We start from the raw sequence: 16146 nt of genomic DNA on the forward strand, positions 1-16146 counted from the left end.
GATAGCTGAGGGTATGGCCAAGAACACGTACAGAGACGACACGCTGCAAGCAGGACGGAAGAATGAGGTGCGCGGTAAGAATGAGCCGCGTGGGGCAAATGTGCCGAAGGGGCAGAAGCCGAGGAAGGAGAAGAAAAAATGGTCTTTCCGGATTCCAAGACCCCGGATTAATCTAAGAATCGGGTTCCTGCACGACCGCCGCTTTAAGCTCTCGGCCGGCTTCACGTTCCTGCTTATCTCCTTTTTCCTGACCATTGCCTTTGTGTCTTACCTCTTTACCGGCAACGCCGACCAAAGCGTGGTGGAAACCGTGAGCGGCACAGGCCTGAAGGAGTCGGGGCAGGAGGCAGAGAACTGGCTGGGTTTGGTGGGTGCCTGGATTTCGCACTTCTTCATCAATGACCTGGTGGGCATTGGTGCCTTCTTTCTTATACCTGTGCTGTTCTTTACGGGCTCCAAGATCGTGTTTAAGCGCGTAAGCGTGTCGCTAAGCTATGTGCTGGGCTTGTGTAGCTTCAGCATGCTGTGGCTGAGTCTGATGATGGGCTACATCGTCTTCTCTTTGGGTACGATCGGGCAGTACGGCTTCTTGGGAGGCGCCGTGGGCATTGAGGCGGCCATCTGGCTCAACAGCCTGATTGGCTGGGGTTCGTGGTTGCTGCTGGGCTTCCTGCTGCTGGTATTTGTGGTGAGTTTCTTTAACGTTACAAGTATAAACTGGGGCAGCGCTAAACCTGCCCTGGCTACGGAAGGCGCTGGCGCACAGAAGAACTACGCCGAAAGCCTGGGCGATGTGCTGGGCGCTAAAACAAATAACATCAACCACAACACTGACCCTACCGCCTCTCTGGAGTATGAAGAAGAGGAGGACGAAGCACCCTTCGACGAGGACGACGAGGAAATAAACCGTGCGCTGGAGATGGAGCTGCACGCACTGGAGCAACAGAAAAAGCCGGAACCGCCTGCCAAGAATGATTCGCCATCACTGGAACTGGACATAGATCTTCCCGAAGACCTGGAGCTGGAGGATGAACTGGAAGAAGAGCCAGAGATGGCCCTGCAGATTGAGGAGACACCGGAGGAGGAAACTCTCGTCGGTGATATGGAGAACTATGACCCCACGCTGGACCTGGCCCGGTACCAGTACCCGAACATCGAGCTGCTGAACGACTACGGTACCAATAAGATACAGGTAACCAAGGAAGAGCTGGAGGAGAATAAAGACAAGATCGTGGCCACGTTGGGCCATTATAACATCGGCATCGCCAGCATTAAAGCCACCATCGGCCCTACAGTTACCCTATACGAGATCGTGCCGGATGCCGGGGTACGTATCTCCAAGATCAAGAACCTGGAGGATGACATTGCCCTGAGCTTAGCGGCCCTGGGTATCCGTATCATTGCGCCGATCCCGGGCAAGGGTACCATCGGTATCGAGGTGCCGAACACGAAGAAAGAGATGGTTTCCATCCGCTCCATACTTTCCACGGAGAAGTTCATGAAGAGCGATATGGACCTGCCGATCGCTTTTGGCAAGACCATCACCAACGAAGTTTTCATTACCGATTTGGCTAAGATGCCTCACTTGCTCATGGCGGGTGCCACGGGACAGGGTAAGTCCGTAGGCCTGAACACCATCCTGACCTCGCTGCTTTACAAGCGCCACCCATCGCAGCTTAAGTTCGTGCTGGTCGATCCGAAGAAGGTGGAACTCTCGCTGTTCAACAAGATAGAGCGCCACTTCCTGGCCAAGCTGCCCGATACCGACGAGGCCATCATCACCGACACGAAAAAGGTGGTGAACACGCTCAACTCGCTGTGTATGGAAATGGATATGCGCTACGACCTGCTGAAGGATGCCGGCTGCCGTAACCTGAAAGAGTATAACCGCAAGTTTGTGGAGCGCAAGCTGAACCCGCAGAAGGGTCACCGTTTTATGCCCTACATTGTGCTGGTGATAGACGAGCTGGCCGACCTGATGATGACGGCCGGTAAAGAGGTGGAAACGCCGATTGCCCGCCTTGCGCAGCTGGCCCGTGCCATCGGTATACACCTGGTGGTGGCCACACAGCGTCCGTCGGTGAACGTGATCACGGGTATCATCAAAGCCAACTTCCCGGCGCGTATCTCTTTTAAAGTAACCTCCAAGATCGACTCCCGCACCATTCTTGATGCCGGTGGTGCTGATCAGTTGATCGGCCAGGGGGATATGCTCTTCTCCATCGGCTCAGATATGATCCGTATCCAGTGTGCTTTTGTGGATACGCCGGAAGTGGACAGAATCTGCGACCACATTGGGGAGCAGCAGGGCTACAGCGATGCGTACTTGCTGCCAGAGTTTGTGGGCGACGAGGGCGGAAACGATAAAGCCGATTTTGATCCGAGTAACCGCGATCCTTTGTTTGAGGAAGCCGCCCGCGTAATTGTGCAGCATCAGCAGGGAAGCACCTCGCTGCTGCAACGCCGCCTGAAGCTGGGCTACAACCGCGCCGGTCGCCTGATTGACCAACTGGAAAGTGCCGGAATAGTAGGTCCGTTTGAGGGGAGCAAGGCCCGCGAAGTTTTAATTACCGATGAGTACAGTTTGGAACAGTTATTGAATACGCTTGGGTAGAAACCTAAAAAGTACTTTACACACGACATGAAAAAATTACTCTCTTTACTGCTGGTTGCACTGATGTTCGTATCGGTGGCCCAGGCACAGCAAGACCCTGAGGCGACCAAGATACTTAACGCCATGAGCCAGAAGTACCGCTCTATGAAAGCCTTCAAAGCTGATTTTGCCCAGACACTGGAAAACCCATCGGCCAAGGTGAAGGAAACCATGAACGGCAGCATTACCGTGAGCGGCGAAAAGTATAGACTGGGAGTGAGCGGGCAGGAGATCATCAGCGATGGCAAGACCCTGTATACTTTCCTGAAGGATGCCAACGAGGTAACCATTACTGAGTCAGACGAAGAGGCAGAGGCCATGGCCCCAAGTAAGATCTTCGACATGTATAAGAAAGGCTACAAGTATGCCTATGCGGGCACCGAGACGGTGGGAGGCGTGAAGCATGATGTGGTGGAGCTTGCGCCGGAAGACCGCAAAAACCCGATCTATAAAGTGCGCCTGTACATTAGCCAGAAAGACAAGACTTTGAAGAGCTGGCAGATGTTCCGTAATAATGGCAACCGCTATACGTACACCATCAGCAACTTTGAGGCAAACCCAGCGCTTGCCACCGATGCCTTCACTTTTAACAAGGCCAAGTATAAAGGCGTAAGCGTGGTAGATTTAAGATAAAGCCAACCGATTTATAATACTAAAAAGGCTGCTCCTGATTGGGGTAGCCTTTTTGCTTTTTATACTTTGGGGCCGTTGTTTGGTGCAACGCAAACATTCCTGCCGCGAGTTTTCAACTTGTGGTTTGCCATAGAGCAAGCTTTCAGCTTGCGTTGATGGCTTGATTTATACTTTCACGAACCGTACACTTAGCGCAACATCAGTTAATAAACCGCATAATTCAGTCGGAGGTTGAAATTTACCACCTCATCCTCCTCCACACGCACCGGGTTTAAGCCGCCCTGTCCGTCAAGGCCATTGGCATACAGTTTCCCGTTTTCCTGGATAAACACAGAGTAGGTGCCCGTAGCCAGCCTGGCCTGGTAAAAACCATCGGCATCGCACTCCACGGTTAAAACAGGTTTGGCGGCTATGATATAGTAGACAAAGTCATGTTGCCTAGCCTCTTGCATGGTGGTGTAAGGGTAGATAACAACCTTTCGCCTGACCGGATACTCTTTGCAGGTGCTGTTCGGCCCGATGATGGGCATGCAATTACCTTCTATCAGCGTGAGCGTGCCGGTAATGCCCTGGGAAATGGTAACTTTCTTCTTGTTCTGCTGCATCAGCTCCGCTGTGTTGTTTATCCAGCGGTTCGGAGTTGCCTCGCTGTCGGCTTTGCTGCACCCGCCAAAGAGAAGTGCCGAAAAGGCAAGGGTAAGCAAGGAGGAGGCTACTTTCATGTCTTTTACTTTAATCTATAGACCCTTTAACATAAAGATAGGTTGCAAATACAGGAAAGGAACCGGAAAGTTTCGGCCTCTGAAGCAAATTCATACTTTTGTAAAAACCAACCACGCCTGTAAACCATGACTAGAGAGCAGCTTTTCGAGCAGATTCTGACCAAGAAATCATACTTGTGTATCGGCCTCGATACCGATCCGCTGAAACTCCCGCAGCACCTGCTGGACCAGGAGGACCCGGTGTTTGAATTTAACCGCCAGATCATAGAGGCTACCGCCGACCTTTGTGTGGCTTACAAGCCTAACATTGCTTTTTATGAGGCACAGGGGCCGCAGGGCTGGGTAAGTCTGCAAAAAACATTGCAGGTAATTCCGCAGGATATTTTCACAATTGCCGATGCCAAGCGCGGTGATATTGGCAACACCTCGGAGCTTTATGCCAGGGCCTTTTTCGAGAACATGGATTTTGACTCCATTACGGTGGCCCCCTACATGGGAGCGGACTCCGTGAAGCCTTTCCTGACGCAGGCCGGCAAGTGGGTGATTCTGCTGGCCCTGACCTCCAACGCCGGCAGCCAGGATTTTCAGATGCTGCGCCTGGAGGACGGAAACGAAGAATACCTGTTTGAGCAGGTGCTCAGAACCAGCCAGGAGTGGGGCAATCCTGACCAGTTGATGTACGTGGTAGGCGCCACGCAGGCCGAGTACGTGCAGCGCGTGCGCCAGGTAGCCCCCGACAATTTCCTGCTGGTGCCGGGTGTGGGCGCGCAGGGCGGCAACCTGGAAGAGATATCGCGCCTCGGCATGAACCGCCAGTGCGGCCTTTTGGTAAACTCCTCCCGCGCCATTATCTACGCCTCCTCCGGCTACGATTTTGCTGAAAGAGCGAGAGAAGCCGCTTTTGCCGTGCAGCGCGAAATGGAGGTGCTACTGGAAGAGTTGGTAGTGGGGTAGCGATTAAGGTGCAAAAGATATGTCTAGAAGCTATCTCAAAAATAAAAAGTACAATAAGTGCGATCAACTGTACTCCTACAGTACGTGCCTTTAGAGCTACTTTTCATGGTGATCTCAAAGCAGAATTAGCTAACCTGAGGTATTTTTGAGATAGCTTCTAGTATATTCGTTAGTCCGGTTCCGTATAGCCGCCGGATTTGGGGGATAACCGGAGGAGTTCCTTATATACTATAGTTGGGTGTAACTATGAATTATAAAAAGAGCAGAATGGAAATTGTAAACAGCAGAGACTTTGTGACAGCAGCTGTAATAGCTTTTCTGTACGTTCTTTTAGGAACATATGAACTGGTAGGTGATGTGCATATTTCATCTTTTATACGAAGTATAGAAATATTTAACAGAATTCACCTTGACATGTTTACGATTTTTCCCGCTCATGTTTTTGGCTCATTTTTCTGGTGGACATTAGGGGGAGGTAAAAGTGACGCAATTGCTTATGCTTGGCTAGGCCAGTTCTTAGGTCTCCTGTTCTTTTTTATCTTGTTTTTGCTGTTAGTAATGCTTTATAAAGCAATAAGGAAGAAGCTAATTCAGCTGTGATGACCATTGACTCTGCTTGATTTTATAAGGTATTTATAGGTGTAAAGAAAAATAGTTTCACCCAACAATGTTCATACTTAACCCTTGCTGACGCTGCGGGCATAGTATGTACGAGCCGTTGCCATTAATTAGTGATGACTGAAGAAACCAAAAAAGCTGTTCAAAATCTTTATACTGCCTTTAGCAACTATAGGCTGAACTCCAATATGGAAGCCAGCCCTATGTATGATGAAAAAGAAGTAGCGAAATGGAATCAAATAATTTCTTCTAAACCACTGGCAGAACTCACAGGAGAAGAGTTGCATTTCTTTGTTTTCAAAGTCTGCTATACTTGGGGTGATGTAAATGATTACAAGCATTTCCTGCCAAGGGTTTTTGAGTTGATTGCACAGTACAAGGAGGGTGAGATAGAGGCATGGATAGCAATAGAGAAGTTAAGCTACTGCAACTGGGAAGACTGGAAAAAGCCCGAGTACGAAGCTATACTGAATTACCTCAACTCACTCTGGGTGCAACTGATTAATGAAGAAGAAGTAGACGCTTTATGGAATTTTGAGGAGCTGTTCACATCCATTGCAAAGGTACACCCCGCTTTCAATTATATGCTGAAGGAATGGGAAGAGAGCAAAAGTGTTGCATCAACGCTGCGATTCTGTGAGTTTATAGGAGGAACCGCTACTGAGCTGACAAGGAGAGGTCAAGTGAAGCAGCTGAAAGATGAGCCAGAGTTATCAGATGAGTTTGTACGTTGGGCTAAAGGCCCTATGCAGCAAAAGCTCGAGATGGCGTTCAACTCAACAGAAAATGAAGAAACACTTGAAAAGATAGTCCAAGTACTTGAGACCTTAAGCAATACAAAAATTACTTCTGGCAACAAGGTATAAAACCATACTTCGGCTACGCCTCGTTCGCTTTTTATACAAACCGTTGGCCGATAATGTAATCATGAAACAATTCTTAATTATTGTTCTCTTCTTGATTTCAACTGTTTCGATTGCACATGCAGTTGAAGGAAACCTTGAAGTCATCATAAACCCAGCATATAAGGGCAGCATTACCATATATGATAAGCCAAATGGAAGAATAGTAGCTTCGGTTAAGCATGACTTCGAAGAAGAAGACTATTTGACTTTTAGTGTATCAAATCAAACCGCTGATTTCTTTTACGGCACTTTAGAATATTCTATATCTGGAAAGAAATTTAAGGGATGGGTCAAAAAAGGTAAACACATCGGGACGTACGCAAGAAATTATGAACCAAGAAAGCCTATAAAGCTAATGTCGGGAGCAAGTGTAAATTCAAAGGTTAGTACAACAGTTCCAGAACAGCCTAATCTGTTTTATCAGGTTACTGCTTTCGATAAAAAATGGGCTTATGTTAATGTGCTTTACAAGGGGCAAGTTAAGCAGGGTTGGCTATCTCCTGAAATGCAATGCTCTAACCCATATACTACATGTAATTAAAAGAAAGAAATTAGCAGCTAACACGAATAGGCACCATTTTCGGCTGATGCCTCACACGTTGCCTGTCCTAATCGTTTTAACAAGCAGATCAAAAATATTAAAATAGAATACTACCATGTCAGAAGAAATGAAACAATGCCCGAAATGCAACTCACCTTATGGCTATGCGATGGGCGAAGAAACCTACGCTTGCCCGGAGTGTGGCAATGAGTGGAACCCAAGTGAAGTGGAAGAAGAAGCAGGGTTGAAGGTAGTAGATGCGAACGGAAACATACTGCAGGATGGCGATACGGTTGTCGTGATCAAGGATTTGCCGGTAAAAGGCGCTCCAAAGCCTGTAAAGGCTGGCACAAAAGTAAAGAACATACGACTGACAGAGGGAGACCATAACATCGACTGCAAGATCGATGGCTTTGGCTCCATGGGGCTTAAATCTGAATTCGTGAAAAAGGCATAGTAAGCCCGCTCCATTAAAAAGCCCATAGCTCTATGCAAAAAACAACTACTTACCTGCTGTTCGTTGGCGAGCAAAGCGGGAAAGCCGAGGAAGCCATTAACCTGTATACTTCGCTTTTCACAGAGTCTGAGGTAAAGCATGTGGAATACTTTAAAGCGGGTGAGCCCGCAGGCGAGGAGGGCACCGTGAAACAGGCCATCTTTACACTGGCAGGGCAGGAGTATAGGGCCATGGATGGAGGAGCAGGGCACCAGTTCAGCTTTACGCCGGCTGTGTCTATTTTTGTTACCTGCGAGAGCGAGGAGGAGATCGACATGCTTTACCAGAGGCTGTTGGAGGGTGGAAGCGCCCTGATGCCACTTGGAGATTACGGCTTCAGCAGAAAGTTTGGCTGGCTAAACGACAGGTATGGCGTGTCCTGGCAGCTAAACCTGGAAGTATAAATGAATGAATTAGTTGGCAGCGCCTAAACGACAAGAAATACAGCATGACTAAAAACGATATACTACGCCGCATCCGCTATACCTTCGATTATGGCGATGCGAAAATGATGGAGCTGTTTGGCTCGGGCGGGAAGCAGGTAACTCGCGCCGAGGTAAGCGATTGGCTGAAGAAAGAAGACGACCCGGAGTACAAGGAGATGGAAGATGAACAGTTGGCGGCTTTCCTCAATGGCTTTATCAACGAGAAGCGCGGCAAAAAGGAAGGGCCGCAACCCGAGCCGGAGCAGCGCCTGAACAACAACGTTATCCTGCGCAAGCTAAAGATCGCCCTTAACCTGAAGGACGAAGACATGCTGGATATCCTGTTGCTGGCAGATTTCAGGCTGAGCAAGCATGAATTGAGTGCCTTTTTCCGCAATCCCAGCCAGAGTCAGTACCGCCCGCTGAAGGACCAGATCCTGCGCAACTTCCTGCACGGCATGCAAATCAGGTACCGGGGCCAAGGAAACTAAAGACTGCCCTGCACCCGTATTAACGCCTGTTCCCAAAGTGGGGCAGGCGTTATTGTTTAGCTTGATTTTATACTTTACCTTCCGCATCTTGAAGTGTAAACCCGACCATGAAAGAGGATTTCCTGCACTACATCTGGCAGCATCAGTACTTCAGCAAAACCGCGCTGGCCACCACCTGCGGTGAGCCGCTTGAGGTGCTGCGGACGGGCTTCTACAATACTGATGCCGGATCGGATTTCAGGGAAGCCATCCTTCGGGTGGGGGAGGTAGAGTGGTCGGGGAGCGTGGAGGTGCACCTGCGGGCCTCCGACTGGCACCGCCACAACCACCAGCACGACCCCAAGTATGACCAGGTGGTACTGCACGTAGTGTGGCAGGCCGATGTGCCCGTTCTGAGAACCGATGGTACCATGGTGCCGGTGCTGGTGCTGCAAAACCGCGTGGACCTGCGCCTGCTGCAAACATATGAGCAGCTGCAAAACTCAAAAAACGCTATTCCCTGTGCGCCGTTCTGGCCTAGCGTGCCGGAGATCACCAAAGTGCTGATGCTGGAGCGGGCGCTGGTAGAGCGGCTGGAGGAGAAGGGCGGGGAAGTGCTGCAAGTATACCGGAGCTACGGCAACGACTGGGAGCAGGCAGCCTACCAAGCGTTGCTACGCGGCTTCGGCTTTAAGATTAACCAGCAGCCCTTTGAGCAACTGGCCAAATCGCTGCCGTTCCACGTGGTGCGCAAACACCAGCATAACTTACCCCAACTGGAGGCGCTGCTGCTGGGGCAGGCTGGCTTTTTAGCCGATGCCAAAGACGAATATGCGCAGCAGTTGCAGCGGGAGTATACTTTCCTGCAGCACAAGTATAAACTGGAGCCTTTGCCGCGTCACCACTGGAATTTCCTGCGCATGCGCCCGGCCAACTTCCCGACAGTGCGTTTGGCGCAGCTTGCCGGCTTGTTGCACCAGCATCCTTCGCTGTTCACGAAAATACTGGAGAAAGACACCATGAAGAAGTATGAGCAGCTTTTTCAGGCCGCGGTGTCAGGGTATTGGCAGAAGCATTACATGTTTGGACGGGAGAAGAAGGCCCTGGCGAAAGGCATGGGCAAAAGCAGCGCGCAGAATTTGGTGGTTAATGTGGCCGTGCCTATACTTGCCGCCTACGCCAGCCACAGCGGTGACCGCGCCTACCTGGATAAAGCCATTAGCTTACTGGAACAGCTGAAGGAGGAAAGCAATAAGTATACCCGCCTTTACGAGGAGCTGGGTTGGCGGGCAAAGTCTGCGGCCGATAACCAGGCGGCACTGGGGCTCTATAAACGCTATTGCCACCCTGTAAACTGCATGCGCTGCGCCGTAGGCAACAAGATCATGAAAAACAGCCCTGCCCTGTGAATTTACTGCTCGTTTACCTTTTTAACCTGCTTCTACTGGGTGGCACTACCTGGTGGCTATACCGGCAGGAGTGGGCGCAGCGGCTCAGGCCATACTTCTGGTCGGCACTGGGGCTGAAGTTGGCCTTTGCCCTGGGCTTTGCCGTATTTCGCTATACGTTAGCCGGCCACAGCGACACCCATGTGTACCATGCCGCCGGACTTCAGTTGCTTGAGTATGCGCAGCAGGATACGACAGGATACCTTAAGCTTTTGCTGTTTAACCAGTTCGGGAATGAAGCACTCCGAACCTCACTGCCTTTTACCGAGCATCCGGACTTTACCAACTCCTTTTACTTTATAAAGCTGCTGAGTATGCTTAACCTGGCGACAGCCGGCCAGTACTACCTGAACAACCTGTACCTGTCGCTTTTCAGTTTCTTAGGAGGAGCGTATGCCGTAGCAGTACTGGCACGGGTGCTCCCAAAGTATAAAGTAGCGGCGGTTGTGGCTTTCTTGTTCTTCCCTTCAGTGGAGCTTTGGAGCTCCGGTGTGATGAAGGAGCCGGTAATGTTTGGCAGTATGTGCTGGGTAATTGGAATGGCACTGGCCTTTGCGCACGGGTACAGGATAAGTGTTTGGTCATGGCTTCTGCTGCCCCTGCAGCTGTACGTTTTCATCAGGATTAAACTGTTTTATGCCGCTTTGCTGCTGCCCTTGCTGCTGGCCTATGTGCTGGTGCAACGCCTGAAAGTATACTTCAGGCCGCTGCACTTGCTGAGGGTGCAGCTGCTGCTGCTGCTGCTGCTGTTGCTGGCACTGGCCGGTGTAGCGGTGCTGGTGGTGATGTGGCAGAAAAGCATCTTCAACCCTGATTTTATACTTTGGAACCTGGAGAGCAATTATACTTCCCTGCTGCACCGGTCGCAGCACGCCCCGCACATTAACCTCGGCAACCTGGAGCCAACGCTGCCCAGCATGCTCCTGAATTACCCTGAAGCCGCCCTCAGCTCCATGTACCGCCCGTTCATCGGCGAGTCCTGGAAGCCGTTGTACTTGCTGAGTGCTTTAGAAAATTTGCTACTTCTGCTGCTCACAGGTATGGCCATTGCGTCGGCATTCCGGAAGGGAGCAGGTATCAAAATAGAATTGCTGCATGTGGTGTTGCTGGTGTTCATACTTGTCATGGCGGGCGTTACCGGGCTCTCTACCCCTAACTTCGGCACCCTGAGCCGCTACCGCCTGGTGTACCTGCCCTTCCTGGTGTACCTGCTGCTGCAGAACGTGTATGCGCAGCGCCTGCTGCAGCGCCTGCGCCTCTCGTAGCCATACTTTTAAACTCCCTCCCTTTTTTGTACCTTTGCGCCCTATTTAAGACTGAGCTTATGCAAAATCCGGTAATTATATTGGGCGCCCAGAAATTGGGTACCACAGCATTGGATATCTTTAACAGCAATAACGTAATCGTGTACTGCTTCCTGGACGATAACCAGAAGCTGCAGCAGGAGGAGGTGAACAATGTGGCGGTGATGAGCAACACCGAAGACAATGAGTTCCTGAAGCTGGCCGGCAAGACATGCGACGTGTTCGTGGCCGTGGAGGATTCATCGGCGCGCAAAGGCCTGATCAAGATGCTGAAGCAAGAGCACGAAGTGGTGCCGGTAAATGCCATTCACCGTTTCAGCGCGGTGTCGGAGCATGCCTGGCTGGGCCACGGTAACTTGGTGGGGGCGGGCGCCATCATCAGCAACAACGCTAAAGTAGGCGATAACAACATCATCCATGCCCGCGCGCTGGTAGATACTAGCGCCGAGATCGGTGATTTTGTGGAGATCGGAGCCGGGGCCATCATCAACGCTGAGGCTGTGGTGGAAGATGGAGCCTTTATCGGCACCGGCGCTGTCATCGTGTCCGGGGTGAAGATCGGCAAGAACGCCCGCGTGGGCGCCGGCTCTGTGGTGGTGGCCAATGTGCCTGCCAAAGCCACTGTGTTTGGTAACCCCGCAGCTCCGGTAAAGTAAACTTTTATACTTGCCAAGGCTGTTACAAAACTGACAAAAGTCATTTTGCGGCCGAACGGCAGTTTATACTTTTGCGGCGGAATTTTGAATGAGTGATGGGGTGGATGAGTGAATAAGAATGGAGATACTCCTGTTCATCTTTTAATCCTGAAAATCCTGAACCAACAATTTAACAATAGCTCCGAAGGAGCAAGCAATTAACAATTAATTTAACACTTAGCGAGAAACTAAGCAGTTATGAACAAACCCTACAGTATACTCCTGTACTATTGCTACACGCCAATCGAGGATCCGGAGGCGTTTCGTGAGCAACACCACCGGTTGTGCCTGGAGCTGAACCTGCTCGGCCGCATCATTGTATCCAAAGAAGGCCTGAACGGTACCGTTTCCGGGCTGAAGGAAGACTGCGAGAAGTATATGGCTGCCCTGCACGCCGACCCGCGCTTCGCCAAGATCGACTTTAAAGTGGATGAATCGGACAAGCATGCGTTTGCCAAACTGCATGTGCGCACCAAAGCCGAGATCGTACACTCTGGCCTGTTGCATATAGACCCGAACGTGCGCACCGGCAAGCACCTGGCGCCAAAGGAGTTTAAGGAGATGAAAGACCGCGAGGACGTGGTAATAGTGGATATGCGCTCGGATTACGAGTATACCGTGGGCCGCTTCAAGAACGCCGTAACGCTGGATATCGAGAACTTCCGTGAGTTTCCGGAGAAGATAGACGAGCTGAAGGAGAAGTTCAGGGACAAAAAGATACTGACCTACTGCACCGGCGGTATCAAGTGCGAGAAGGCGAGTGCCTTTTTGCTGGAGCAGGGTTTTGAAGATGTGTACCAGCTGCACGGCGGTATCATCAAGTATGGCAAAGAGGCTGGCGGCGAGGATTTCGAGGGCAAGTGCTATGTGTTTGATAACCGCGTGGCCGTAGACGTAAACAGCGTTAACCCGAAAGTTATTTCTACCTGCCACGTGTGCGGCACCGAGAACGACCGCATGGTGAACTGCGCCAACCCGGTATGTAACCTGCACGTGGCCATCTGCGAGAAGTGCGGCTGGGAACTGGACGGCGCCTGCTCCACAGCGTGCAAAGAGCACCCGGAAAAACGCCCTTACGACGGCACCGGTTACTATCAAAAGGAGATGAATGGCTACAATCCCTTAAAAGGATTCAACCGCAAGAAGAAAACTGACGTACAAGTATAAGTATTCTCTAAAGCTCAGAAAAGCGTGCGCCCACTCGGCCACGCTTTTCGTGTTTAATTAACCACGTATCACGTAGCACGACACACGTAGCACGACTTTTTGGCAAAGGATTTTATGACAAAAGACTTTAAAGCTTTCTGAGTCCTTTGTCAAGTAGTCTCTTGTCATATGGTCCAGGAACCCGGTCTTGATACATGATACGTGCTACGTGATACGCAAAAAAGAACCATGGCCCACATTCCCGAATCAGAACTGATCATCAACCCAAATGGCACGGTATACCACCTCAACCTGCTGCCAGAGCATATTTCCGATACCATCATTACCGTAGGCGACCCGGAGCGGGTGGCAAAGGTGAGCAGGTATTTCGATGCGATAGAGGTGGCGGTGGCCAAGCGCGAGTTCGTCACCCACACGGGCTACTACAAAGGCAAGCGCATCACGGTCATCTCCACGGGTATGGGTACTGATAACATCGATATCCTGATGAACGAGCTGGACGCACTGGTGAACATCGATTTCCGGAGCCGCGAGGTAAATGAGGAGAAGATCAAGCTGAACATCGTGCGCATCGGCACCTCGGGCTCGCTGCAGGAGACGGTGCCGCTGAGCAGCCACCTGGCATCCCACACCAGTGTAGGGCTGGACACGCTGATGGAGTTTTATCCACTGGAGCAGTCGGAGGAGGAGAAAAGTATAACAGCTAAGCTGCAGCAGGAGCTGGGTTTGAGCTTCCGGCCATACTGCGTTTCCGGCTCTCAAAGCCTTATCCAGAGAATCGCTTTTGACATGGTGCCGGGCAATACGCTTACGTGCCCGGGCTTTTATGCGCCGCAGGGCCGTGTGTTGCGTGGCGGGCTGCGAAACCAGCAGTTGCTGCACACCTACCATCACTTCCGCCACCACGGTTACATGCTCACCAACTTTGAGATGGAGACAGCCGGCTATTATAGTATGGGCCGCATCCTGGGCCACGAGATGCTCTCGCTGAACGCCATTGTGGCAAACCGCATCACGCAGCAGTTTGCCGACAATGCCGAACAGGTAATTGAGGATCTGATCGTGAAGGTGCTGGAGCGTATTTAAATCTAGTGTCTACCTAAAGCAAAAACAGCTTGCTCAGATCCTCTGGGCAAGCTGTTATGTTTTATACTTTCCTGTCAGTATAAAAGGCGAGGGTTTGGGTTTCATGGTTTAGCAGTAGTTGATCTCTAAGATGGAGCGTAGCGGCAGAAACATACCTGACTTCAGCAACACAAAATCCTTGTCCAGGCCCCAGAGTGCGGCTTCCACGCGCTTCTTTTCTCCGGTCTCCGTCTTAAACGTAATCATTGACTTTGTGCGGAAAGTGTTGCTCAGGATGGTGGCGCGGTTAGCGGCATAATAGCGGCGGCTTTTGGCATCCGGGTCCTGCAGCACGTCTTTCTTGCTGAATTTAAGGGTGGGGATTCTTTCTTTGTTGATGAGTTGTGTGTCTTTCTTTTGATTTAGCATAGTTATTTATTTGGTTCGGGATATATAGTGCAGATATCGTGCCGGAATGCTGTTTAAACATGAATGTGGAGCGGCTGCAAAAAAAGCAAGTATGGGGATACTTGCCTGAGGCAACACGGACAGCTGTCGTGCCTAAAAGAACTCTATGCCAATGATAGAGGTAACAGGTATGGAACACCCGGCTTTCAGGGTCATGTACCTGTCATCCACGGCCCAAACGGTAGTATCCACGCGGTGCAGCTTGCCGTCGGCTGTCTGGAACGTGATCTCTACCTTGCCTCGGTACCCGTTGCCAAGCATAGCGGCGCGGTTTAAGTCCCACATGCGCTTTTTGCGGGCTTCAGGATCTGTGAGTACGTCGTCGTGCCCGAAGCGGAGGAAGGGGATCTGCTCCTTCTCCAGCATCGGGATGGTGTTTACATAAGTTTCCATGGTGCGGTTAGTTTAAGTTAACTGTCACCTAATGTAGGAAACGGCTACGCAAATAGCAATGTTTTAACGCTGATTTTTAAGGAACTACAGGCGCTGCAGGAAGGCGATCGTGTCCACGCCGTCGGCATAATCCCATACCATAGGGCACTGCGCCTCGCCAAAAGGGATGCTGCCATCCATCCAGCCGTGCGCCGACACCACCACCTGGGTTTTATCCTTTATCTCGTGCAGCTTGTGGCGCAAATCCGAAAGGGAGCTGAACGTATCGTAAAACAGCACCGAGATAGGGGATACCAGGTTCTGGCTTTGCTGCACCAGCATGAAGCCGTTGTCGAAGTGGTGCACCCGGTTTACCAGCAGTATGGATTTGTTGTAGTCGTAGTTGTTCTGGTACTTGTGGTGGTCGAGCAGGCTTATGCGGTGCTGGTTAGCCTCGAAAAACTTATCGAACGTATAGCCTTCCGGCACAAACACCTTGGCTACGTTGCGGCAGCCCAGGCCGTAGTAGCGGAAAATATCCTCGCCCAGCGCCTTCAGGTCGTCGGTCTCCTCGTGGCCGGTGAGCACGCCTATACTTGTGCGGTTCTTACGGATGATGTGCGGACGCTTGGCGAAGTAGTACTCAAAATAGCGGGCCGTGTTATCAGAGCCGGTGGCGATAATGGCGTCCGCCTCCTTCAGCAGGTCCACGTACTCGATGCGGCTGCCGAAGGCCGGCTCAATGGCGATGAGCATGTTGGCGATGCGCTTCATGAGCATGTCGTCGCTGGAGCTGAGCTTGGCCAGCAGGTAATGGCCACTGATCAGCACCGACAGGAAATCGTGGAAACCAACCAGCGGGATGTTGCCCGCCATTACCACGCCAACCTTCTTGGGTGTAACCTGTTTGAGGTGGTAGGGGTAAAGCCACTCACGCAGGTATTGCTCCTGCAGCATGGTGATAACGCCGTTCAGGGCGCTGGATACGTTCTCCTCCGTAAACCAGGTGTTACGCGAGGCAGCCGAGAAGGCCCAGGCCTTCCGCTCTTCCGGGGTAAGGTTCTGCAGTTGCTTCCCCAGTTCTACAAAGGCTTCTATCCTGTGCTCTAATGTCATGGCTAATTGCGTGGCTTGTAAAAAATAACTTGATAGGGATACTGTTTGTTCCTAATTTTGTTCGTTAAAAGAAACAGAAGTACAAAAGTATAAA

The 16146-nt window shown here is 51.1% G+C and carries 18 protein-coding genes; 14 read left to right on the top strand and 4 right to left on the bottom strand.

The window, feature by feature from the left end:
- The first annotated feature begins 13 nt into the window (after positions 1-13).
- Together OH144_RS00765 and OH144_RS00770 are read left to right on the top strand one after the other, a co-directional pair.
- Positions 14-2614 (top strand): FtsK/SpoIIIE family DNA translocase, encoded by a 2601-nt coding sequence (locus tag OH144_RS00765; protein WP_266204383.1) that lies wholly within the window; start codon positions 14-16, stop codon positions 2612-2614.
- Between the two features lie 27 nt (positions 2615-2641).
- On the top strand, positions 2642-3286 hold the full coding sequence (locus OH144_RS00770) for a LolA family protein (RefSeq protein ID WP_266204384.1): 645 nt from the start codon (positions 2642-2644) through the stop codon (positions 3284-3286).
- Between the two features lie 203 nt (positions 3287-3489).
- On the opposite strand, the gene OH144_RS00775 is transcribed toward OH144_RS00770, so the two are convergent.
- A complete protein-coding gene (locus OH144_RS00775) occupies positions 3490-4008 on the bottom strand; it encodes a carboxypeptidase regulatory-like domain-containing protein (protein WP_266204385.1) in 519 nt (172 codons plus the stop codon).
- Between the two features lie 126 nt (positions 4009-4134).
- Here OH144_RS00775 and pyrF point away from each other — a divergent pair, with 126 nt between their 5' ends.
- The 12 genes from pyrF to OH144_RS00835 all read left to right on the top strand — a co-directional run bounded on the left by pyrF (position 4135) and on the right by OH144_RS00835 (position 14117).
- Positions 4135-4962 carry an orotidine-5'-phosphate decarboxylase gene (gene pyrF, locus OH144_RS00780; RefSeq protein WP_266204386.1) on the top strand — a complete coding sequence of 276 codons (828 nt, stop codon included), beginning with the start codon at positions 4135-4137 and terminating at the stop codon, positions 4960-4962.
- A 246-nt stretch (positions 4963-5208) separates the two neighbouring features.
- Positions 5209-5562 carry a hypothetical protein gene (locus tag OH144_RS00785; RefSeq protein WP_266204387.1) on the top strand — a complete coding sequence of 118 codons (354 nt, stop codon included), beginning with the start codon at positions 5209-5211 and terminating at the stop codon, positions 5560-5562.
- 134 nt (positions 5563-5696) lie between these two features.
- Positions 5697-6446 (top strand): hypothetical protein, encoded by a 750-nt coding sequence (locus OH144_RS00790; RefSeq protein ID WP_266204388.1) that lies wholly within the window; start codon positions 5697-5699, stop codon positions 6444-6446.
- A gap of 61 nt (positions 6447-6507) precedes the next feature.
- Positions 6508-7026: a hypothetical protein gene (locus tag OH144_RS00795; protein WP_266204389.1), complete on the top strand. Its 519-nt coding sequence runs from the start codon at positions 6508-6510 to the stop codon at positions 7024-7026.
- A gap of 115 nt (positions 7027-7141) precedes the next feature.
- On the top strand, positions 7142-7483 hold the full coding sequence (locus OH144_RS00800; RefSeq protein WP_266204390.1) for a zinc ribbon domain-containing protein YjdM: 342 nt from the start codon (positions 7142-7144) through the stop codon (positions 7481-7483).
- Between the two features lie 32 nt (positions 7484-7515).
- Positions 7516-7926, top strand: a complete 411-nt coding sequence (locus OH144_RS00805) for a VOC family protein (RefSeq protein ID WP_266204391.1) — start codon at positions 7516-7518, stop codon at positions 7924-7926.
- A gap of 44 nt (positions 7927-7970) precedes the next feature.
- The gene (locus OH144_RS00810) at positions 7971-8438 is read left to right on the top strand and encodes a YehS family protein (protein WP_266204392.1); all 468 of its coding nucleotides are present in this window, start codon (positions 7971-7973) and stop codon (positions 8436-8438) included.
- 107 nt (positions 8439-8545) lie between these two features.
- The gene (locus tag OH144_RS00815) at positions 8546-9826 is read left to right on the top strand and encodes a DUF2851 family protein (protein ID WP_266204393.1); all 1281 of its coding nucleotides are present in this window, start codon (positions 8546-8548) and stop codon (positions 9824-9826) included.
- Positions 9823-11130: a hypothetical protein gene (locus tag OH144_RS00820; protein WP_266204394.1), complete on the top strand. Its 1308-nt coding sequence runs from the start codon at positions 9823-9825 to the stop codon at positions 11128-11130. Before OH144_RS00815 ends, OH144_RS00820 begins: the two co-directional genes overlap by 4 nt.
- 59 nt (positions 11131-11189) lie before the next feature.
- The gene (locus tag OH144_RS00825; RefSeq protein ID WP_266204395.1) at positions 11190-11825 is read left to right on the top strand and encodes a NeuD/PglB/VioB family sugar acetyltransferase; all 636 of its coding nucleotides are present in this window, start codon (positions 11190-11192) and stop codon (positions 11823-11825) included.
- 237 nt (positions 11826-12062) lie between these two features.
- Positions 12063-13031, top strand: a complete 969-nt coding sequence (gene trhO, locus OH144_RS00830) for an oxygen-dependent tRNA uridine(34) hydroxylase TrhO (protein ID WP_266204396.1) — start codon at positions 12063-12065, stop codon at positions 13029-13031.
- Between the two features lie 228 nt (positions 13032-13259).
- Positions 13260-14117 carry a nucleoside phosphorylase gene (locus OH144_RS00835; RefSeq protein WP_266204397.1) on the top strand — a complete coding sequence of 286 codons (858 nt, stop codon included), beginning with the start codon at positions 13260-13262 and terminating at the stop codon, positions 14115-14117.
- Positions 14118-14225: 108 nt separating this feature from the next.
- On the opposite strand, the gene OH144_RS00840 is transcribed toward OH144_RS00835, so the two are convergent.
- The 3 genes from OH144_RS00840 to OH144_RS00850 form a co-directional block, all read right to left on the bottom strand.
- Positions 14226-14525: a hypothetical protein gene (locus OH144_RS00840; protein ID WP_266204398.1), complete on the bottom strand. Its 300-nt coding sequence runs from the start codon at positions 14523-14525 to the stop codon at positions 14226-14228.
- Positions 14526-14657: 132 nt separating this feature from the next.
- Complete coding sequence (locus tag OH144_RS00845; RefSeq protein WP_266204399.1) at positions 14658-14957, bottom strand: hypothetical protein; 300 nt, start codon at positions 14955-14957, stop codon at positions 14658-14660.
- 84 nt (positions 14958-15041) lie between these two features.
- Positions 15042-16052 carry an acyl-CoA reductase gene (locus OH144_RS00850; RefSeq protein ID WP_266204400.1) on the bottom strand — a complete coding sequence of 337 codons (1011 nt, stop codon included), beginning with the start codon at positions 16050-16052 and terminating at the stop codon, positions 15042-15044.
- Positions 16053-16146 lie beyond the last annotated feature (94 nt).

Origin of the sequence: Pontibacter kalidii, assembly GCF_026278245.1 — a bacterium.
Taxonomy (GTDB): domain Bacteria; phylum Bacteroidota; class Bacteroidia; order Cytophagales; family Hymenobacteraceae; genus Pontibacter; species Pontibacter kalidii.